Here is a 21,633-nt window from a genome sequence, read left to right on the forward strand (position 1 = left end):
CGTATAACTTCGTATAATGTATGCTATACGAAGTTATTACGTCCCGGCGGGCTTCGCGCCCCTTATGCGGACGCTTCGCCTCACCGCCAGCGTTGTTATCCTCCGCGTTCTCGTCGTCAACATCGGCAAGCTCCAGCAGCGCCGCATAATGCCCTTCGCCCTCCTGGAGATGCGGCCAGATGCGCTTCTCGGCAATCAGCTTCAGACGGGGATGAGCTGCCAGCAGGCGCTGCATCATTTCCTCATTCTCCTGCCGATTGAAGGTGCAGGTCGAATAGGCAAGCTTGCCTCCCGGCTTGAGCATGACAAGCGCATCCTGCAGAATTTCCCATTGCCTTGCCGCACACAGCTCGACGGACTTTGGCGACCATTCTGCCGTCGCTTCCGGATCCTTGCGGAACATGCCCTCACCGGAGCAAGGGGCATCCAGCATGATCCGGTCAAAGGCCGCAGGGAACCGGGATGCCAGTTCAGGGGGAGCAGCCTGAGTCACTACCGCATTCGTGATGCCCATTCGTTCCACATTTTCGGCAAGTATCCTGGCGCGCTGCGGATGGGGCTCATTGCTGATCAGCACTCCCTCTCCCTGCATGTAGGCCGCGATTTGAGTCGTCTTGCCCCCCGGCGCAGCCGCGAGGTCCAGCACGGTTTCACCGGGCTGCGGCATAAGCAGCTCGGCTGCAGACATGGCCGAGGGCTCCTGAATATAATATAATCCGGCCGCATGATAGGGGTGCTTGCCCGGGCGGGAGTTCTCTTCATAGTAATACCCGGTAGGACACCAGGGTACCGGCCGAAGTCCAAACTGTGCGGAGAGAAGTTGCTCTGCGGCAGATCCGGAGGTCAGCTTCAGTTGATTAAGGCGAAGACCGAAGGCGCGCGGCGCATCATAGCTGCGCAGGAAATCTGCTCCTTCGTCCTCTCCCAGCATATGGGTCATCTGATTGCGGAAGTCTTCCGACAAGGAAGGTTTGGTCATCGCATCTTGCTCCTTTACAAACGTTCTATCTATAAATCAGTTGAACTGTTGATTCTACATTTGGGGCAGCGGTGTAAAGTGTTGTTAAACCACTATAAGAATAAGAGGTTGTTCAAAAAATCCCCTTTGGATCACGAAACGCCTGATTCACACCTCCGCGCGTCGAAGGGCCTCCCTCTTGCAAATCTGCTTCGTTTCAAGCATCAGATGGAATCCAAACTCAAACATACCAATCGGTGCTCTAACGGTGCTCTAACGGACATTTTGGACTGTTAGCAAGCCGCTTCAGACTACTTTGATCGCTAACGGACATTTTCGCCGCTTAGAAGGCTCAATCAACCCTTTTTCCTTCAAATCTACTAGCTAAGCGTTCAAAATGTCCGTTACATTTCCATCATCATCAATAATCAGTTCTAAGAAGACATAATGTCCGTAACACTCGGGTATGAGGTGAATTAAGAGGATCAATCGACGTCAAGCCTTGCATTCCCTCTAGAAGTCCAGGCGGGTAACAGTACTTAGGAAGTTTAACATATCCTATTTTAATCTCAAAAGGGGAATGGATGTTCCGCTTGGCCTATGGCATAATGAAGAGGAGAGCGGTTCATCCGCAGGTTAGCAGGACAGAGCAAAGGAGAACCCTTATGAAACTGTTGCAGGCTTTGTTTTTCCCGCCGGAGCAGCCCGGGGGCGTATCATCAATGGTTCCCTATTTACAGGAGCGCTTCAATCCGCCGCATTGGGAGATGGAGCTGTTCTCGATCCCCAAGCGAATTCGCAGCAAGGGAAGCGATGCGGTTGAATTTCAGACCTTTGATTGGCATCAATATGAAGCCAGTCCGGTGGTGCAAAAGTACGTCCAGACCTATCGCGATTATCTCTGGTGGACCCGGCTCCGCCTAAAAACGACGTTTGATCTCATTCATGCACATCATCCCATTGCCGGGCTTGCCATGAAGGAAGTATTTCCGGATACTCCGGTAATTCAGAGCATTCACTCCAGCTATGAGCGGGAGCTCATTCTGAACGGAAAGATTCAGGAGAACGGACCGGAGCATCAATTTTTGACCTCAATTTATAAGGAGCTGGAGCATCGCACGGATCGGGTGCTTACTGTATCTCACTCCTTTAAAGAGTACCTGAGGCCTTATGTATTAAATTATGATCAAATCGATGTCATTCCGAACGGTTTTGATGAGAAACGCTTTAAGCCGATTCCCCATGAAAATGAGGTCGCCCAGCTTGTCACGGTATGCCGTCTTGTACCGGCCAAAGGAATTGATACCTTGCTGGAGGCATGTGCTAGGCTAAAGGAGCGGGGGCTTGCTTATGTGCTCCATATTATCGGGGACGGGCCGATACGCGAGGAATTGGAGCAGCGGGCTCAACAGCTCGGCGTGTACAGTGAGACGATTTTCTATGGCTACACCCTTCATCCGGAGGAATTCATGCCGTTCTTTGATGTTTTTGTACTGCCATCCCGCGCCGAGGCATTCGGCTCCGTCTTCGCTGAGGCGGCCTTGTGCTCGTTGGCATTGGTCGGCTCTGATATTGGAGGCATCTCGGAGCAAATTGCGAACGGGACGACCGGGTTGCTGGTACCTCCCGATGATGCGGATCAGCTTGCCGACGCACTGGAGAAGGTGATCGTTGATCCGGCTTACCGGTATGAATTGGCGCGGAACGGATCGGATCATGCCAAGAACCATTATTCGTTGAATCGGGTCGTTCATGAATTGAAGAAAATTTACTTGCAATATAAAGGCTGAAAGGGTGATCGCTTTGCATCCGTTTCGTTTTATACATGCCGCGGATCTGCATCTGGATACCCCGTTTACAGGCATGACCGGGATACCTGACCAGCTGCGCAGTTATCTTCAGGATTCCACCTTCGCCGCCTTGAGCGGGCTGGTGGATCTTGCTGTTTCCGAGCAGGTTGACTTTATCGTCATTAGCGGCGACGTCTATGATGCCGCTGATTCTTCACTACGCGCGCAGCTTCGTCTGAAGGAGGCGTGGGAGAGGCTTGATCGGCACGGAATACCGGTCTATGTCATTCACGGCAATCACGACCCGCTTGGCAGCCGGGTACGACTTGCCGTGCCTTCGAATGTCAGAATCTACGGCTCCTCGCTGGAGAGCTATACCGCGGTCAGCCGTTTGAACGGACAACCGGTAGCTGTTGTCAGCGGAATATCCTATGCGTCTTCCTCGGTGACAGAGAATTTGTCACGTTATTTTATCCGAAGCGAGGATTCGTCTTTATATCACATTGCCCTCCTCCATGCGAACGTAGACGGACAAGAGGGGCATGATGCTTATGCCCCTTGCTCCCTTTCCGAGCTGCGCGAATCCGGATATGACTATTGGGCTTTGGGGCATATCCATAAACGGCAGGTGCTCAGTGAAGCGCCATGGGTCGTCTATCCGGGAAATCCGCAAGGACGCAGCATGAAAGAGACCGGGGCAAAGGGCTGTTATCTGGTCGAGGTCGATGAAGCAGGGAGGTCCGTGCTGCATTTCCATGAGCTTGACCAAGTAAGATGGTGTGAGATTGAACTTTCCATTGAAGGCCTGAATACAGAAGAAGAATGGAAGCTTCGGACCGAGGAACGGCTTGAAGCCATAAGGCAGGACTTGAAAGGCAAACCGGCTATTGCCCGCTTCAAGTATACCGGGAGCGGTCCCCTGCATACGCTGATTAGCAGTGGGCGTGAAGCAAGAGAACTACTGGCCGAGCTGCAAAGGCAGGAGGAGATACGGGTGGGCGCCGGGAGCACAGGGTTGCTACCAAGGGGAATTGTGTGGCCCGCCGGTATCCGGCTGCATACACAGGCTGCCGTGGATCGGGAGCAGCTGCTGGGAGAAGACAGCTTCCTTGGCGAGTTGTTCCGCATGGCGGAGCAGGCTGAGCGGGAGCCGCAGCTTCTGGATGAACTGCTGGAGGCAGCGCTGGAGCCGATGAAATCGGATCGCCGGCTGCGTCAATTGCTGAAGTCCAAGAATGCGCAGGAACGCCTGGAATGGCTGCATTTCGCGCGCGAGACTGCGGCCTCTCTTCTGCGTGAAGAGGGAGCGGCAGGGGAGGGCGGACGATGAGAATCGAGCGGTTGAATGTCCAAGGCTTCGGTCAGCTTCAAGGGCTCCAACTGGAGCTTAAGGAGGATGTGACGGTCCTTTTTGGACCGAATGGAGCGGGCAAGAGCACCTTGCTCGGCTTTGTGCGGGCGATGCTGTTCGGAATCCCTTCCCGAAGCTATGGAGCTCAGCGGTATGAACCGACAGGCGGAGGCACTCACGGAGGAACTATCACGATTCGTGATCCGGAAGGCCGGAGCTGGTTCATCGAGCGCTATGCGAAGCCGCCAGAAGGAACAACCTTGTCCGGCAGAGCGGGCGACAGGCTAAGGATTAGCCGAAGTGATCCCGAAGGCGGAATAGCGGAGCTAGCGGACGGAGATCTGCGCAGAGAGCTGCTGGGCGGGATGTCGAAGGAGATGTTCAATCAGCTGTTTGCGGTTACCTTATCCGAGCTTCAGGAAGTATCGGCGCTTGCTTCGGATGATTTAAGCAGCTACCTGTTTCACGCCGGTATCGGCGGAGGGACGGCAGTGCTGCAGGGAGAGAAGAAAATCCTTCAAGAGCTGGACAAGCTGTACCGTCCCAGGGGCAGAAGCCAAGAGATTTATGGATTGACCCAGGAGCTTGAGCGTATCGAGCTCCAGGCGGGAGCAGCCAAATCGCTCTTGCCTCGCTATGAGTCTGTGACTCTGGAGCTGAAGGAGCTTGAAGACCTCCTTTACGGCACTGCTGCTGAATATGAGCAGTGCGTAGAAGAGGAGGCTTCGCTTAGCAAGGCGATCGCATGTCGTCCTGCTTGGTATAGACGGGAAGCGATCCTTAGAGAGTTAGCGGATTTACCGGAACGGCCGGCATTCCCGGTACAGGCGAAGGAACGCTGGGATCGGCTGCAGGAGGATAAGGCAAGAGAACTTCCGGAGCTGAATGAGCTGAAGCGGAAAATCGCTGCTCTGGAATTGGAAATCCGGACGGCATCCGCCGATTTCACTCTTCTTGATCAGGAGCAAGCCATTCTTCAGCTGGAGCGGCGTCTTCCTGCATATGAGAGCCGTAGGCAAGAGGCCGTTGAGCTGGCTAGCGAGGCGTCCAGGCTTGAACAAAAGCTGGAGCGCTGTCTGGAGAGCATCCACCCGGATTGGACGCGTGACCTGCTGCGGAAATTTACAGGTACAATCGGTGAGCGTGAGACGGTAAGAAGAACGAATACGGAGTTTAGCGCCTATGAAAGAGAGATGGAGGCCCTTTATCAAGAGCGCCTGAAGCTGGAGCGGGAGGCGACTGCGGCAGGCACCGAGCTTGATCGCATAATGGACAGACTGGCGGCAAGCAGAGAGGAAGGGAATCGGGATTATACCCTGCTGCGCTCCAAGGATCGGAGCGAGACTCAAGCCTTGTGGCATGAGATATCCGGACTCATCGATCAGGCGCGCGGAGAACAAGCTCTGCTTCGGGAAGAAGGACTTGCGTCGACAGAGGTCACTAGATCAGCTCGTCCGGCCAAGAAATTATCCGGCTGGCTGGCAGGGGCTGTCCTGTTGACGGTTGTAATCCCGCTTCTGTTGTGGCTCATTGCGGACTCGCTATGGGGGAGTCTTGTCAGTGCTATTGTCTTGCTCGGGATTGATTTATACCTGGTTAGCAAGGTGTTCAACAATAGACCGCAATCGAAGGATATTCCACGAAAAGCGCAGGAAAGCAGAAGGAGCTTATCTGCTACACCTGCCGGATTAAAGCTGAGCCAGTTGCTGCCCAAGCTGGTTCACCTGCCTATTGGAGAGTTGGGAGCAGCCTCCCGCTTGTCGGGTTACTCGGTCCCATTCAAGGCTGAGGGAGGGCCGGACGGCTATATGCTGTCAGATGAAGAAGAGCGGGTGCTCCGCCGGTTGATGGAGAAATGGATGCTCTGGAGCCAAAGGCAGGAGACTCTGGAAGAGCAAGCAGCTGAGCAACGCCGGAAAAAGCACGCCCTGGATGAAGCATTAGCCGGACTGGAGCGTGAGCTAACTCGGAGGGAAGAGGTTTTTGCAGCTCAATCCCAAGTCTGGGAGCACTGACTGATAGAGCGTGAGCTGGCTCCGGAGCTATCGCCGGAGGCGGCGCTGGAAGTGTTTCGTCTTGCCGAGCAAGGAAGGGAATGGCTGGAGCAGCTCGAAGCCGTAACCATGAAGCTTGAGGGCGTTAAGCGTGAAATCGCGAGCTTTGAGTCGGACTGCCGGGCCTTGGACGGGATGGGAGGATCAGCTGAGGGCGAAGTAGCGGCGGCTATAGAGCACCATGCCTTGCCAGGTAAATTGCACCGCGCCTTGGCTGAGCTGGAGCAGCAGCAAAAGCTGCGGGAAGCTGCGAACAGACTTGCCGAGAAGAAGGCTCGCCTTGAGGAGGAGCTGGAGAAAGCGCTGGATCGGCTCGGACTTCTGGAACAGGCAGAGAGGTATTTGCTGGATGAAAGCGGTGCGGAGGATGGAGAGCAGCTCCTGCGCATAGCAGAGGAAGAAGCCCTTCGCGGACGACTTAAGGACGAGCTAAGACAGGTTGAGCTGGAGCTCCATTTGACAATGGGTTCAGAGCACGGTGAGCAGGTAAGACAGCTCCTTAAGAGCCGGGAAGAACCGGAATTATCCGTTCTGCTTGCGGAGGCGCGTGACAGGCTTAAGCAGGCAGAGACAGCGAGACAGGGTCTGGTTGAGCGGAAAGGACGCTTGCTTCAGGAGCGCGAAAGTCTGGAGGCCCAGGGGCTTCGGGACAATTGGCAGCAGCAATTGGCTGAGCAGGAAGCGGCGCTTCATGACGCGGTAGACCGATATGCTGCATTGGCGCTGTGTCATGAGCTGATCGGACGGGTACGCAAAATCTATGAACAGGAGCGGCAGCCTCAAGTACTTAAGACGGCATCAGCCTATTTGAAGGAAATGACAGGGGGGCTGTACTCAAGAATCCTGGTGAAGATGGGAACCCAGGAGCTTATGGTGGAGCATCGGGACTACGGACCGATCGGAAGCTCTTATCTAAGCCGGGGGACCGCCGAACAGACCTATCTTGCCATGCGGCTAGCATTGTCGGATGCGGTGTCCGGGTCCCGGAGCCTTCCATTACTGCTGGATGACCTGTTCGTGAATTTCGATAGAGGAAGGCTGCAAGGGGCGCTTAAGGTGCTTAGACACCTATCCGGAAAGCAGCAGATTATTTTTATGACCTGCCATGATCATGTTCTGCAGGAGATCAGGGAGCATTTTTCGTCCGTTGATGTTATCGAAATTCATTAAAGCAGCTAAGTCTCTTTGTAACGGGCGAGCATGACTGCCCACAGGAGGCTGAACAGTCCGAAGAGCGGGTATAAAACCGATAGCAGCGCACTGAAGCCGAACTGGCTGGTCACATAACAGATGGTTAGAATACTGATTGACAGTAATGCGGAGGGAACCTTAAGATACTGCTTCAATTGCAAGGTTACGCCGTATACATCGGCCACGAAGGTGCTGAAGATCTCCATGAAGATCAGCAAGATGTAAATGAGCTGTATTGTGGTGCCAAGCTGTCGGGCGATGTTGCCCATCGGAATCTCGAACTGGGTGATGCCGGGCATGCTGGAGGAGAGAGCGAAATGCCCTGCCATGAGCATGAAGCCTACCCCGATGCCACCCGTGATCCCTCCCCAAATGATCGTCTTGCGATTTCCGGTGTGACTGCCTATTGGTACAAGAACCGCCTGTGCCATGGACAAATTGAAGGCGGAGTACATCAGCGGTGATGCCAACACGGCTAGCGGGCTAGCATCAGTAGTGATCGTCAAGAAACGGGAGGCTCCGGGAGAACCGGCCGTATTGAAAATAACAGCGAGAGATAGGGTGATCATCATCGGCACCACAACCGTATTCAGCTTCATGACCCCACCGATTCCTCTGCCTAATAGAAAAAAGGTGGCAACGAGCGTGATCCACAGGCCAACTTGAAAAGGAAGACCAAGATGCTCCTCGAACACCGAGCCGGCTCCGGCCAGCATGACGCTGTTGACGCCGATCAGGACGACCAGGGTGAACAGACTGAGAACCTGTCCGATTTTTTCGCCAAATAATTTGCGGTTCAGGTCTTCATAAGATGTGGCCTGGATTTTATTCGCGAGCAGCATCATCTTCGTTCCCAGCCAAATAAACATGACGGTAGAGAGCAGGATGGTCAGTGTGCCCCATTTTCCATATCGGGTAAAGAACTGTAATATTTCCTGACCGGTAGCAAAGCCTGCACCGACGACGGTTCCGATATAAGTGAACGCAATCTGCAACACTTTGATGGCATTTTTCATGGTACTCCCCCCGGATGATGTGCTATATATAGTACAAGGTATGTTGTCCGGCAATGGGACATGACTCAAAGTCGTAAACAAGGAAGCTCGGGAGGAAATGGCATGGATAAATTAAAACAAGCGATTATAGAGCAAGGGGTTGTTGTATCGGATCAGGTGCTGAAGCTCGATGCCCTGCTTAACCATCAGGTGGACCCGCAGTTGATGATGGAAATGGGGCGTCAATTCGCTGACCTGTTCAGGAGCGAGCACGTGACCCGGGTTGTTACCGTGGAATCCTCGGGGATTTCCATCGCTTTTGCAACCGCATATGAGCTTGGTGTTCCGCTGGTATTTGCCAGACGGAAGAAGTCGCTTCCGGCGGAGTCGGAGGTGCTGTGCGAACGGGTGCCTTCCTTTACGAAGGGAATGGTTACCGATCTTCTGATCTCCAAGGAATTTTTGAAGGAGAATGACCGAATTTTATTTATTGATGACATCATTGCCAATGGAGATGCGGCCCGGGGATTGATCAGAATTGTCGAACGCTCGGGAGCGACCTTGATCGGAGCGGGCATCGTTGTCGAAAAGTGCTTCCAGCCAGGGGCTAATGCGCTTCGAGAGAGCGGCATCCGTCTGGAGTCTTTAGCTAAAATCGCCTCGCTTGAGGGCGGGAAGATCGTCTTCGCGGATTAATCTATTTCTTCAATCTTCCTGCCCTATTTTTGCATCCGCTTCTTTGCAGGTAAGGTTATTTTCGATATAATGGGGATGACTAGGAGAGGAGGCTTACAAAATGGGGAACGAATCGGTAGTGAATTCGGACTTTTTCATTTCTAAATTGGCTGATGCAAAGGTTACCTTCGAGCGTGCACTGGATTGCAAGCATACAGAATTTGATGACCTTTATCCCTATATGCTTGAGCACCCTCAGTTCTTCTGGTATAAGCGCTATGTGGCCTGGTCAGAACTGCTTACGATTGCCGGGCTGTGTGAAGAGTTGAATATAGCTTGGCGGCAGGAATTCAGTCCTCAACAGGTTGGATATATCCAGCAACGGGTTATGTCCGCGAAGGTGCTTGATTTCTGGTTCGAGAAGAACGACAGCAAGGAGCATGCTCAGCGTTAACAGGTAAGGTTGTTGTATTGCTTGAGCTTAGAGGCTTGCGCTTAAGGCGAAGCAGGATGAAGTTGTGCAGACATAAGACTCCCGCAGCTTAAGGTTGCTGCGGGAGTTTTTTTGAAGATATGGGAAATAATACGGATTCACTCGAAAGGAGGATTAAGGCATGATTTCAGATGAGCAGCTGAATGAATTCAGAATATCCGGGGAGAAGGTTCGAGTGGTTCGCGATGCCATGCCTGAAAATGACGTGCGCGGCATCGTGGTGGCTTGGGATGACACGCATGTGCTCATTCGCAGACCGAATCGGAATGTCGTTAAGCTCGACCGGAATTACAGCTATCGCCCTTCACGCGAACCTCGGGTATCCTCTTGGGAGGAAGGCACACCGGGGCAGGAATAAAATCAATCTGTTTGATAGCGCACAATTCTCAAATATTCTCGGGGTGAGAAAATCACTTCGTTTGCCAGTTCTGTTGAGAATGCACCGATTTGTCCGAATTCTGTGCGCGGAGCTGAATTAACAGGATTCTCGGGGAAGCTCAGATGCATTCTCCACCCGGCGATAAAGATCATGGCAAAAATGCCTGAGCAAATTTTTATTTTCTGTTTTGTCAGCATAAGCAATATACCTCCATACAAGGAGAATTTCCATTAGCCCAAGGATCCATACGTTTTGTTGGAACCTTTACTTTTTTTTCTCCAGAAGCTATAATCGGTTTAATTTGATATGAATGGAAGTCGGAGGAGCCTGTCACTAACGGGCTCTTTTTGTGTTTTTTTAGCTATTTTTAATTAGGAGGCAATGAAATGACTACAGCAGAACATCGGGAAAGTGTAATGGTATGTGTATACTATGGTCCTCATGGTCAGCGGTTGATCCAGCGCGGAAGTCAGCTGGCCAAGCTTCTTCGTGCTCCGTTTACCGTCCTTACCGTGGATTCGTCCAAAGAGAACGAGTACAACGAGGACAAAGAGCAATATCTTAAGGCCTGGGAGAAAATGTGCCGGGATTCTGGCGGGGAGTTTCTGGTGCGGAAATCCCGAGGGAGAAAAGCGGCCGATGTCATCATCGAGACGGCCAGGGAGAAAGGGGTCACCCAGATCATTATCGGACAATCCGGACAGACCTTCTGGCAGAGCTTTACGAAAGGCAACTTTGTCAATGAACTGGTGGAAAGGCTCGGTCTGATTGATCTCCACATCGTTGCGGTCCAGCGTTACGAGGCCTTGCTGGAAGAAACCCATGAAGAAGGGGTTCAGGCTATATTGGTGAAGAACGGAGAAAAGTATGAATTGAATTACAGTGGAGAAGCTGTTGAGACTGAATTCATGCGAGGCACCTTTTTCAAAGAGCTGCATACCGATTTCAATAACGGTCTGTTCAAGACCCAATTGAACGGAGAACCGCAATATTTGAAAATCGTCCATGGGGAATGGACGGAACGTCGTCCATAAACCCATTATTATAGAGAAGGTAAGAGGGAGGCTGTACTGGTGCTGTATGCGGTTGTTTTACTACCATTCCTATTTGCTGCCATCGTTCCATTAACAAAACGTTGGCATTCGCTTCACCCCGGTTGGGCGGTGATCCCGCTCCCCACGGCAATATTCTTGTATTTATTGAGCCTCATTCCGGATATCCGGGCAGGTCATCTCCATAGGGCTGAGGCAGCCTGGGCTCCTTCCTTAGGAATCGATTTTGCCTTGTATCTGGACGGCTTGAGCATGCTGTTTGCCCTCCTGATTAGCGGAATCGGCGCCCTTGTAGTTCTGTATTCCATCTTCTATTTGAACAAGCGGATGGAAGCTTTGCGGCAATTCTACGTGTACCTGCTGTTGTTTATGGGAGCCATGCTGGGTGTGGTTTTGTCCGATAACATGATGGTACTGTATGGCTTCTGGGAATTGACCAGCATAACCTCATTTCTCTTAATCGCCTTCTGGCACCGCAGGGAAAGATCGCGTTACGGTGCCTTAAAGTCTATGCTGATTACGGTATTCGGCGGTCTTGCGATGTTTGTCGGATTCTTAATGCTCTATACAATGACCGGTACATTCAGCATTCGCGAGACGATCAATGAACTGGATGTGTTGGCAACCGGCAAGCTATTCATACCGGCTATGGTGCTCATTCTCCTGGGCGCGTTCACCAAATCTGCCCAGTTTCCTTTCCACATCTGGCTTCCGGATGCAATGGAAGCACCGACTCCGGTCAGCGCCTATTTGCATTCGGCGACAATGGTAAAAGCAGGGTTATATTTGGTGGCACGAATGAGCCCGATTTTTTCGGGTCAGGAATTGTGGTTCTGGATCGTATCTGTTACCGGGCTCATATCACTGTTATATGGCTCGCTTAAAGCGGTCCGTCAGACCGATCTAAAGGCGATGCTGGCTTATTCTACCATTAGCCAACTGGGACTCATTATGTGTCTTCTGGGCTTAGGATCTGCTGCCGCTTTCTATCCGGGGCCTGTCGAGGGTATGTTCTTTGCCGCTGCAACAACGGCTGCCATTTTTCATATTATCAATCACGCAATTTTCAAGGGCACTCTCTTCATGGTTGTGGGGATCATCGACCATGAGACAAATACCCGGGACCTGCGCAAGCTTGGCGGTCTGATGTCCATGATGCCGATCACCTTTACGGCTGCTCTGGCCGGAACATTTTCGATGGCCGGAATCCCGCCGTTTAATGGATTTTTGAGCAAGGAGATGTTCTTTACCGCGGTTCTGAATATTCAACAATTTGATGCGGCTCATTCCGAGACCTGGCTGGTCCTGTTTGCGGTCATAGCATGGATTGCAAGTATATTCACTTTTGTCTACAGCATGGTTTTGGTATTTAAGACATTTGCAGGTCCCTTTTCAGAGGACAAGCTGGGTGCCCGTCCTCACGAAGCATCCCTGGGACTGTTGCTGTCTCCGGTTATTTTGGCCTCGCTGACCTTGGTTTTCGGCTTCTTTCCGAATATTTTGTCTTCAACGCTCATCGAGCCGGCTATGGCTTCCGTTCATCGAAATTTGCTTGCGGCCGGAGAACAATTCGCGGTTTCGATTCACTTCTGGCATGGTTGGACACCTGAAGTGTTCATGACGATCGGAGTAATCGCGGTCGGTATCCTGTTGTATATGGCATATGGGCGCTTACGCATCATGGAGCGTGAACGAGACGGTGGATTTTCGCTGGACAGACTTTACGATCTATTGCTTCGTATTCTGGAGCAAGGCTCGAACCGGATTACGAATACGTATATGACCGGCTCCAAGCGACATTACCTGTTATACATTTTTACGTTCTTGATCATAGCACTTGGAAGTACGCTTATCCGTGCCGACGGGATCCATTTGGGCATGGTCGAGTACGCTCCTGTATCCTTCTACGAAATCATTATTATTGTAGTAATGCTTACTGCCGCGCTCTTCGTACCCTTTGCAAATTCACGCGTGGTAGCCATTTTGTTCACCGGTGCGGTCGGTTATATGGTCACGTTGTTGTTCGTTATCTTCCGTGCACCGGATCTTGCCCTGACCCAAATGATTGTGGAGACAGTGTCGGTGGTGCTGTTCCTGATCTGTTTCCGCTTCTTCCCACGCTTAAAGAAGGGGACGGCCGCGGTCAGCTCCAAGGTCAAAAATATTGTGATCTCGGTCGGAGTCGGTCTAGTCATGATGTTTGTGGCTTTGGCGGCGATAGGCAGCAGCCCGTTCGAACCGATTTCGGAGTATTTTGTAAAAGAGTCCTATAATGCAGCAGGCGGCAAAAATATCGTCAACGTAATTTTGGTTGATTTCCGCGGCTTCGATACCTTGTTTGAAATTATGGTCCTCGGAATCGCCACGTTTGCGATTTTCAGCATGGTTAAGCTGAGAATGGAACCGGGTCCGGCCTCTGCCCGAGTGAATGATATGACCGGTGCTGCAAGATTAATACCCTATCCGAAAAGCAATGACGTTATTTTGAAAACAATTACAAAGATTGCTGCTGCAATCATTACGATTTTTTCATTCCATCTGTTCTTAGCTGGCCACAACAGCCCAGGGGGAGGCTTCGTCGGTGCGCTTATGGCGTCAGCCGCGCTGATTCTGCTTGCGGTTTCATTCGGAACGGACCTGTTGTCCAGAGTGTTAGCGGTAAATTTCCGCATGGTTACAGCGACGGGGCTTTTAATTGCAATTGCCACAGCCGCAGGTTCATTTATCTTCGGGGCCCCTTTCCTCAGCCATACTTTCGGTCATTTCTATTTGCCGATTCTGGGCGACACTGAGCTGGCAACGGCAGTTCTATTTGATCTTGGCGTTTTTCCTGCTGTAACGGGAGTAACCATGAATATGATTCTGACGATCGGAGGAGACCGGGAATGGAACTGATACTCTGTGTGGCGGTCGGAATCCTGTTTTCTGTCGGCGTATATTTGATTTTGTCAAAAAGCTTGTTGAAGATCATTCTGGGGACCTCGCTGCTTACGCATGGAGTGCACTTGCTGGTCATGACCATGGCCGGCTTGAAGCGGGGGGCTTCGCCGATATTGGGAGATAATTCCGGATCCTATGTGGATCCTTTGCCGCAGGCCCTTATTTTAACCTCAATTGTAATCAGTTTCGGGATTACGGCATTCTTCTTTGTATTAGCCTACCGTACGAATCAAACGACAGGCACGGAAGTAACGGATGACCGGGAAGGAGGCGAAGCGGCCAATGAATAATTTGCTTGTATTTCCTGTGTTGCTTCCGTTAGTGACAGCGGTGATTCTGTTCTTCTTTAAGGAAAAAATCAAGCTTCAGCGCATCCTGAGCCTGATCAGCTCTCTGCTCAGCGTAATAACCGCGCTGGTGCTAACCGGACGCATTCATTCCGAAGGGATTCTTACTCTTAATCTGGGGGGATGGCAGGCGCCCTATGGAATCGTGTTCGTAGGGGATATGTTCTCGGCCTTGCTGGTGCTGGCTGCTTCTGTAGTAGGTCTCGCCGTTTTGATTTATTCCTTTGGAAGCATCGGCGGGGAACGGGAAAGATACCATTACTATTCCTTTTTTCTATTTTTGCTTGTTGGTGTGAACGGTTCTTTTTTAACGGGGGATATTTTTAATTTGTTCGTGTTCTTCGAGGTTATGCTAATGTCTTCCTATGCTCTGCTGTCGCTTGGAGGAACCAAGCTCCAACTTCGGGAAACCGTGAAATATCTTTTGATAAATATCGTTTCTTCCACGTTATTTGTCGCCGCTGTAGCTTATTTGTACGCTTCCGTGGGAACATTGAATATGGCTCATCTGTCGATGCGTGTTGCGGAATTGGGCCAGGACGGCGTGCTTAATGTAATAGCAATCCTATTTCTGATTGTATTTGGACTCAAAGCCGGTCTATTCTTGTTCTTCTGGCTGCCCGGCTCTTATAGTGCTCCACCTTCTGCCGTAAGAGCTCTGTTCGGAGCCCTGCTGACTAAAGTCGGAGTCTATTCGATCATTCGGATATTTACGTTAATTTTCTATCACGACCCGGACACAACGCGGCCATGGCTGATGTTTATGGCTGCCGCTACAATGATTCTGGGCGGACTTGGAGCGGTTGCTTACAAAGATATTCCGCGTATTCTTAACTATAACGTTATTGTGAGCGTAGGATTCGTGACGTTCGGCTTGGTTGCGGCGACCGGTGACGCGATCAACGGGGCCGTTTTTTATCTGCTGCATGACATGGTTGCAAAAGGCCTGCTGTTTATCCTCGGCGGTCTTATCATTAGCGCATCAGGTACGGATCGGCTTAAAGACATGGGTGGTCTGATTCAGCGGTATCCTCTCCTGGGCTGGATGTTCTTTATTCTTGCCCTGGCTCTTGTCGGAATTCCTCCGCTTAGCGGGTTTCCGGGTAAACTATTGCTCATCCGCGGGGGCCTGGAAGAAGGCATGATCGGTTTATCGCTGATCGGAGTGGGCTCAAGCCTGCTCGTGTTATATTCGTTGATCAAGATATTTAGAATCGGCTTCTGGGGCGATCCCCAGGAGAAGCAAATCCAGAAGTCCGGCGCATTGCCGAGAGCGGGGATGGCAGGGGCGGCAGGGCTGCTGCTGATCGTCATCCTGGCGGGGATCTGCTCGGAGTATGTCTATTCCTTCGTATCCCAAGCGGGAGAGGTTCTTGCTAATCCGGAGCTATATATTGAAGCGGTTATGAAGGAGTAGATGTTATGAAGGCACAAATACTAAGCAACCTGTCGCTTGCATTTTTATGGATGGCCTTTACGGGGAACTGGTCCGGTTCCGGATTTATAATCGGATATTTGATTGGGGCTGCATTTGTAATGTTGCTCCGTCCTTTCTGGTCTGCGCCGCTCTACCTTAGTCGAGTATGGGCTGTTTTGAGGTTGATCGGGATTTTTATTAAAGAATTGATCGTTTCGAGCTTTGCGGTCATCAGGTATATTCTGACACCAAGACTGGCTATTCAGCCCGGAATCTTCGCCTATCACACTGAATTGAAGTCGGATTGGGAGGTTACGTTATTATCGTGCCTGATTTGTCTGACACCGGGAACATTAACATTGGAAGTATCCGAAGATGGGGATACGCTGTACATTCATGCGATGAATATCGAAGATGTATCCTTGCATGCGGAACAGATTCGCAATTCATTTGAGAAGGCCATTAAGGAGGTGACCCGTTGATGACAGACAATATATTTGTAGCCGCGCTCACCTTGTTGTCTTTGGCCATTGGCGTCTGCATGTACCGGTTGGTGAAGGGACCCTCCCGGAGTGATCGGGTGCTTGCGCTGGATACGATCGGAATCAATGTGCTGGCGATGATTGCCGTACTGTCGCTGCTGCTCCGAACCGAAAGCTTCATTGAAATTATTCTATTGATCGGGATATTGACCTTTATTGGAACTACGGCGCTTGCCCGGTACATTGAGAGGGGAGAGGTTCTGGAACATGGCAGTGATCAGCGGAATCAGTGAATGGGTAATAGCGCTTCTTGTCCTTCTGGGAGCCGTCTTGAGCTTCTTGAGCGCGATTGGTCTGGTTCGTCTTCCGGATATTTATTTGCGGTCCCACGCAGCTACGAAAGGAGCGACGCTAGGGGTTTTATGCATCCTGTCGGGAGCATTTCTGTACTTAATGCTGTTCCTTGATATCCTTAGCGTAAAATTGCTTCTTGGCATCGTGTTCGTGTTCATAACCTCACCAGTGGCAGGCCATTTGAACGGCAGAGCAGCATATCGATCCGGTGTCCCCTTGTGGGAAAAGAGCGTACAGGATGACCTGCGCCGTGACTTGAATAAAGAAATTTCCAAGGAGTAGAAGAGAAACCAGCTAATACCTGGCGACACCCGTACCGCCCCACCGCGCGCTATCAAGGGTGTCCCAAAGTAAAGTAAACTTCTGTACAGCCTTAATAACAAAATTGAGTGATAATTATATAAAAAATAGAGTGATATTCGTATAGAAAGTAGAGTGATATTCGTATAGAAAATAGAGTGATATTCATATAGAAAATAGAGTGATATTCGTATAGAAATCAAGGAGTAAAGCGGTCTTCTCTCGCTTTTGATTCCTTGGTTTCTTGCGTCCAACTGCGGCTTTCTTGGTCAAATGGGGAGCGAGGGAAATCCAACCGACCTCCGAACTTACCTTTGGCAAGCCTCGAAGCTTTTTAGTGATATTCTGCATTAAAATCGGCGCAGTAGCACTTACGCGAGGAATTATAATGCCTTTATGCATTAAAATCGGCGCAGTAGCACGCACGCGAGGAATTATAATGCCTTTATGCATTAAAATCGGCGCAGTAGCACCTACGCGAGGAATTATAATGCCTTTCTGCATTAAAATCGGCGCAGTAGCACCTACGCGAGGAATTATAATGCCTTTCTGCATTAAAATCGGCGCAGTAGCACCTACGCGAGGAATTATAATGCCTTTATGCATTAAAATCGGCGCAGAAGCACCCACGCCAGCAATTTTAATGCCTTTCAGCATTTATTTCGCCGCATGAGCCGCCAGCCAATAATTTTAGTGCTTATCGACACTTGTTTCGCAACGCACGGCGTCACCTCAAAAAGGTGCCCCAATCATCGACGATGACTTTGGGGCACCTTTGGTCCGTTATAAGACGCGATTATTCGGCAATTTCATCGAGCAAATCGGCATGCTTTGAACCTCCGCGCAGCTCGCGGTACTGTCCGGGGGTCATTCCTTCCTGCTTGCGGAACGAACGGATGAAGTTCTGGGAGTTATTATAGCGTAATCTTGCAGCGATATCCTTGACCGGCATATCGGTCTCCTCCAGCCATTTTTTAGCCATTTTGAACCGGTACATCGTTAGATATTCACTGAAATAGGATTGAGTCTCTTTACGGAAAATACTGCTGATATAGTTCGCGTTATAATGAAGCCTTGAAGCGCATTCCTCCAGCGTAAGGTCTGTATCGTAATAATGCTGAACCAGGTCGATGATTTTCTCGGAAATATTCTGATATTGGGCATTTTGCCGGCTGTTAAAAATTTTGATCAATGGATTAATAATTACGCTCCAGAACCAGTCCTCTATTTCTGCCACAGTAGGCAGCTCCAGCAATTCCTCGAATAAGGATCCATTGGCATGATAGATTTGATTCAACCCGATGCCTGATTCCTGCATCATGATTAGCAAATTGTTAAGCAGGCGAGTCAGCGGAATCTGGTATTCCTGCGGTGATAATTCTTGCGAAAATATACTTGCGAACAGGCTCCGGACAAGCTCTTTGGCCTTGTCGGTTTCAGCCAATTTGATCGCGTCCATCAGATCGTTTTCCTTGTGGTTCGGATAGTTCAATTTCAGATAATGCATGCCGGAGTTAAGATTCTCAAATTGAATAATCACCCCGGTGCCCAGCTTGATTCGGTATTTCAAAGCTTCAATTCCTTCCTTGTAGGCGATCGGTATTTTGTGGAAGCAATGGAACGGAAGGCTGAGACCGATGCTCACCTGCAGCTTGAGACAACGGTTGATTTCCTGCTGAAGCTGCTCGGTCAATGCATACAGCCAGCGATGGAAGGCAAGCTCATCCTCTTCTGTATTTCCAATTAAGGTAACGATGAACGGGTCCATAATGACCGGGGTAAACCGATTGTCCGGACTGACCAGCTCCTCGATCATATTGTGCGTAGCAAACAGCAGCAGGTTCAGATCCTCTTTCTCGTAGGCCGAATTTTCATATGAATCGATAGACAGGGTGATGACCGCCATCGTCTTCCAGTCCTGAAGCTGTCTGCCATAGCCAAATTGCTCCAGCTTCGTATGAAGCTCACTCTTCTTGTAGTTGCCTTGATAAGCCTGGCTTAGCGAAAAGGTCCGCACCTGGCGGATATGCTGGTTAATCTCCCGCTCCAATTGTGATTTGGACTGGAAAAGATGGTGCAGCTGCTCGCCGATCACCTGAAATTCATTGGCATGCCGGGCTCTGAGACCTGGCTTCCGCTGTCCCAGCTGGTTCAATAATCTTTCAATGGGAGTATACATCCGCCGGGAACCGATCCAGGCGAGAAGAACGGATATCAGCAGCATGATCGCACAAATGTAGAAGGTGAACAGCCCGATCTTATTGGACTCCTTGGTCAGGCTGGCGATGGAGGTTACAGATAAATAAACCCAGCCGTTCAGTTGGGAGCGCAAGAAGCTGACGGAATATTCCTTCTTGTTGATGGTTGTGGTAAACTGCCCGGAGTTGCCTGCTTGGAGGGACAGCTTGGAACCGTCTATAAATCCGCTGTCTTCAAGCGGCATGCCGACGAGCGAAGCGTCTGGATGCAATAAAATCCGGCTATGCTCATCAAGGATAATAATATCGTCTAGGGGCTGCGAATCGGAATATACGTCGCCCTGCAAAGTACATGCGGGAATGTTGGCGAGCGCAAGTCCGTATTTATGCAATGTATTCGTCGGAAGCTTCTTAATCAGGCTGATGCTGTAGCTGCATTTGGATGCACCGACACTTTCTTCGCTGTAATACCAGGATGAAGGAGTCAGGACCCATGAGTTGCTATCGGAATTCTCCAGCAAAGATATCAACTGATCTTGATCCTTGTAGGAATCCAGCCGGTATAGACCGGAGTTTTTGATCATCCAGTTTTGCTGGGTATTAAGGAGGACGACATCCTCAAGCTTGGTATCAAAGGACTGCATATTGCGGATTTCATTTCTAAGATCGTTATATAACTTGAAATCGCTTTCAATTAAAGGGCTGTCAAGAGCCCGCTTCAGGACGCTGGAGTTCACAACCTGATTCAAGGTTTGATTGACGGTGGTCAGCTTTCGCTCCACATTGGAATTAATTTGCGAGATAAGCTCCATCTTGCTCTGGTTTACATTTTTTTGAATTTCTTTGGTTGAGGTTAAATAAGAAAAAGATCCGATAAATAGTACAGGAAGCGTACTGATTGCGAATGTAAAGATCATCAATTTGCTTAGGAAGCTTAATGGTCTCACCTAACTCAGCACCTTATCATAGATAGTCATCACGTACTATTAGTGTATTTAATATGGCAGATAATAACAATAATCATTTTCCTGAATGATAATCATTTCATCGAGAGTTGCGTCAAAATGGTTAATTATTGCGGCTCCAGCATGTATGATGAATACATGAGGAAGGAGGACATTTTAAATGTATGGAAAATCCATCAGGACGAAAGCATCCCGCCTTTTTCGTCTCATGCTGATTGTGCCATTCTTGGTGACAGCTGCTTGCGGTGGCAGTTCGGACCCGGCAGCGAAGAGAGACAGCAGCTTATATATATCGATTCTTGCTCCGCTCCATTTCCCGCAGCCGCCTGCATCCGAGCTTATGGAGGAGATCGAGCAACTGACCGGCACTCAGCTCGATGTGAACTGGATTCCTGAGGGCGTTTATACCGATAAGATGAATACAGGCCTGATTACACATTCGTTAGCCAAAGTAACCTTCGTGAAGTTTACCGATTACAATTTAGTGAAAAATGCGATTCGCTCCGATTCCTTCTGGGAGATTGGCCCGTATCTTCAGGATTATAATAACTTAAAAAAACTGGATCCCGCAATTCTGGAGCAGGCGTCAGTAGATGAGAAGATTTACGGTCTATATACGGAACGGCCATCCTCAAGGCAAGGGGTCATAATACGTCAGGATTGGCTTGACCGGCTTCAATTGCTTAAGCCGCAGTCGCTGGATGATTTATATGAGGTGATGCGGCAGTTTACATATAACGATCCCGATGGTAACGGGAAGCAGGATACCATCGGCTTGGTCGATCGAAATGATCTCGTGTATGGGGTATTCAAAACGCTAAGCTCGTACTTCGGTACACCGAATAATTGGAAGGTCGAGAATGGTCACTTGATTCCGGAGTTTATGACGACAGAGTACATGGATACGATGAACTTCATGAAGAAGCTGTATAATGAAGGGATTTTAAATCGGGATTTTGCCCTGACGAGCAAGGAGATTCAGCGCGATCGGTTCATCCGGGGAGAGGCCGGGGTGCTCATAGGCAGTATGACGGATGTGCAGCGTCTGGCGATCGAAGCCAGGGGGCTTAATCCGGAGGCTGAATTCACGCTGGTGAACCGGATTGAAGGTCCGGACGGCCACAAGGTATGGTCGATTCCGAATTATAATGGTTTATTCTTATTCTCGAAGAAGGCGATCCCGACAGAGCAGGAGCTACAGGATATCCTGCAATTTTTTGACCGGACCATGGATAAGGATGTAGCCAATCTGATGATGTATGGAGTGGAAGGTCGACATTACAGTATAGTTAACGGAGAGGTGATTTTACCTGAATCAACCTCCCAATTGCGCGTGTATGAGGTTAATCCGCTCTATTCTCTAATGATCGCAGATATCGGCAACGCCAATATTATGAAGGTGGGACAGAAGGAGCACTTGACCAATCTGGCCGACCAGTTAAGTGAGGATAACGAGTCCTTCCTGGTGAACGATCCGACCGTTTCGCTCAGCTCGCCTACCTTTGACGAGAAGAATGCAGAGCTGTCCGCGCTGATCGCCGACGCTACTTACAACTATATCCTTGGGAGCATCGACGCCGAAGGCTTCGCCCGGGAGATTGAGCGGTGGCGCCAAAATGGCGGAGATCAAATTATACAGGAGTACGATGCTTCGCTTGCCTTGAAGAAATAAATATCGATTCCAAAGCCTTG

Annotated in this window: 20 protein-coding genes; 15 read left to right on the top strand and 5 right to left on the bottom strand. The window is 50.2% G+C overall.

What is annotated here, in order from left to right:
• Positions 1–979, bottom strand: a 979-nt coding sequence (locus tag TX85_RS04045; RefSeq protein ID WP_233500600.1) for an RsmB/NOP family class I SAM-dependent RNA methyltransferase, incomplete at its 3' end; no start/stop codon positions are given.
• 644 nt (positions 980–1,623) lie between these two features.
• Here TX85_RS04045 and TX85_RS04050 point away from each other — a divergent pair.
• The 4 genes from TX85_RS04050 to TX85_RS04065 are packed head-to-tail and all read left to right on the top strand — an operon-like array spanning position 1,624 to position 7,323.
• On the top strand, positions 1,624–2,748 hold the full coding sequence (locus tag TX85_RS04050) for a glycosyltransferase family 4 protein (protein ID WP_044477833.1): 1,125 nt from the start codon (positions 1,624–1,626) through the stop codon (positions 2,746–2,748).
• Positions 2,749–2,752: 4 nt separating this feature from the next.
• Positions 2,753–4,078 (top strand): metallophosphoesterase family protein, encoded by a 1,326-nt coding sequence (locus TX85_RS04055; protein WP_233500601.1) that lies wholly within the window; start codon positions 2,753–2,755, stop codon positions 4,076–4,078.
• On the top strand, positions 4,075–6,114 hold the full coding sequence (locus tag TX85_RS04060) for an AAA family ATPase (RefSeq protein ID WP_044477834.1): 2,040 nt from the start codon (positions 4,075–4,077) through the stop codon (positions 6,112–6,114). The genes TX85_RS04055 and TX85_RS04060 overlap by 4 nt, the downstream gene beginning before the upstream one ends.
• Before the next feature lie 51 nt (positions 6,115–6,165).
• Entirely contained in the window at positions 6,166–7,323 is a 1,158-nt protein-coding gene (locus tag TX85_RS04065) for an ATP-binding protein (protein ID WP_044477835.1), read from the top strand.
• 5 nt (positions 7,324–7,328) lie between these two features.
• Here the strand turns inward: TX85_RS04065 and TX85_RS04070 are convergent, their stop codons facing one another.
• The gene (locus tag TX85_RS04070) at positions 7,329–8,360 is read right to left on the bottom strand and encodes a YkvI family membrane protein (protein WP_044477836.1); all 1,032 of its coding nucleotides are present in this window, start codon (positions 8,358–8,360) and stop codon (positions 7,329–7,331) included.
• A 102-nt stretch (positions 8,361–8,462) separates the two neighbouring features.
• Between TX85_RS04070 and TX85_RS04075 the strand changes: the two genes are divergently transcribed.
• From TX85_RS04075 to TX85_RS04085, 3 genes are all read left to right on the top strand, one after another.
• Complete coding sequence (locus TX85_RS04075) at positions 8,463–9,035, top strand: xanthine phosphoribosyltransferase (protein ID WP_044477837.1); 573 nt, start codon at positions 8,463–8,465, stop codon at positions 9,033–9,035.
• 100 nt (positions 9,036–9,135) lie between these two features.
• A complete protein-coding gene (locus tag TX85_RS04080; RefSeq protein ID WP_044477838.1) occupies positions 9,136–9,468 on the top strand; it encodes a hypothetical protein in 333 nt (110 codons plus the stop codon).
• Between the two features lie 160 nt (positions 9,469–9,628).
• On the top strand, positions 9,629–9,865 hold the full coding sequence (locus TX85_RS04085) for a hypothetical protein (protein WP_044477839.1): 237 nt from the start codon (positions 9,629–9,631) through the stop codon (positions 9,863–9,865).
• 2 nt (positions 9,866–9,867) lie between these two features.
• Here TX85_RS04085 and TX85_RS04090 read toward each other — a convergent pair whose 3' ends face one another.
• A complete protein-coding gene (locus tag TX85_RS04090) occupies positions 9,868–10,083 on the bottom strand; it encodes a hypothetical protein (protein ID WP_044477840.1) in 216 nt (71 codons plus the stop codon).
• 189 nt (positions 10,084–10,272) lie between these two features.
• Here TX85_RS04090 and TX85_RS04095 point away from each other — a divergent pair, with 189 nt between their 5' ends.
• From TX85_RS04095 to mnhG, 7 genes are read left to right on the top strand one after another with little or no spacing between them, the layout of a single operon-like run.
• The gene (locus TX85_RS04095; RefSeq protein WP_044477842.1) at positions 10,273–10,920 is read left to right on the top strand and encodes a universal stress protein; all 648 of its coding nucleotides are present in this window, start codon (positions 10,273–10,275) and stop codon (positions 10,918–10,920) included.
• A 39-nt stretch (positions 10,921–10,959) separates the two neighbouring features.
• Complete coding sequence (locus TX85_RS04100) at positions 10,960–13,833, top strand: Na+/H+ antiporter subunit A (RefSeq protein WP_044477843.1); 2,874 nt, start codon at positions 10,960–10,962, stop codon at positions 13,831–13,833.
• On the top strand, positions 13,824–14,168 hold the full coding sequence (locus tag TX85_RS04105; protein WP_044477844.1) for a Na(+)/H(+) antiporter subunit C: 345 nt from the start codon (positions 13,824–13,826) through the stop codon (positions 14,166–14,168). The genes TX85_RS04100 and TX85_RS04105 overlap by 10 nt, the downstream gene beginning before the upstream one ends.
• Complete coding sequence (locus tag TX85_RS04110) at positions 14,161–15,642, top strand: Na+/H+ antiporter subunit D (RefSeq protein WP_044477845.1); 1,482 nt, start codon at positions 14,161–14,163, stop codon at positions 15,640–15,642. The genes TX85_RS04105 and TX85_RS04110 overlap by 8 nt, the downstream gene beginning before the upstream one ends.
• Before the next feature lie 5 nt (positions 15,643–15,647).
• Entirely contained in the window at positions 15,648–16,124 is a 477-nt protein-coding gene (locus TX85_RS04115) for a Na+/H+ antiporter subunit E (protein ID WP_044477846.1), read from the top strand.
• Entirely contained in the window at positions 16,124–16,417 is a 294-nt protein-coding gene (locus TX85_RS04120; RefSeq protein ID WP_044477847.1) for a Na(+)/H(+) antiporter subunit F1, read from the top strand. Before TX85_RS04115 ends, TX85_RS04120 begins: the two co-directional genes overlap by 1 nt.
• Positions 16,392–16,760, top strand: coding sequence for a monovalent cation/H(+) antiporter subunit G (gene mnhG / locus TX85_RS04125; RefSeq protein ID WP_044477848.1), 369 nt, complete (start codon positions 16,392–16,394; stop codon positions 16,758–16,760). Before TX85_RS04120 ends, mnhG begins: the two co-directional genes overlap by 26 nt.
• A 183-nt stretch (positions 16,761–16,943) precedes the next feature.
• On the opposite strand, the gene TX85_RS04130 is transcribed toward mnhG, so the two are convergent.
• Together TX85_RS04130 and TX85_RS04135 are read right to left on the bottom strand one after the other, a co-directional pair.
• Entirely contained in the window at positions 16,944–17,435 is a 492-nt protein-coding gene (locus TX85_RS04130) for a hypothetical protein (protein WP_044477849.1), read from the bottom strand.
• A gap of 139 nt (positions 17,436–17,574) precedes the next feature.
• Positions 17,575–19,923 (bottom strand): AraC family transcriptional regulator, encoded by a 2,349-nt coding sequence (locus tag TX85_RS04135; RefSeq protein WP_049894783.1) that lies wholly within the window; start codon positions 19,921–19,923, stop codon positions 17,575–17,577.
• A gap of 178 nt (positions 19,924–20,101) precedes the next feature.
• On the opposite strand from TX85_RS04135, the gene TX85_RS04140 reads away from it, so the two are divergent.
• The gene (locus TX85_RS04140; protein ID WP_044477851.1) at positions 20,102–21,613 is read left to right on the top strand and encodes an extracellular solute-binding protein; all 1,512 of its coding nucleotides are present in this window, start codon (positions 20,102–20,104) and stop codon (positions 21,611–21,613) included.
• Positions 21,614–21,633 lie beyond the last annotated feature (20 nt).

The organism is Paenibacillus antibioticophila, assembly GCF_000455265.1.
Lineage (GTDB): Bacteria > Bacillota > Bacilli > Paenibacillales > Paenibacillaceae > Fontibacillus > Fontibacillus antibioticophila.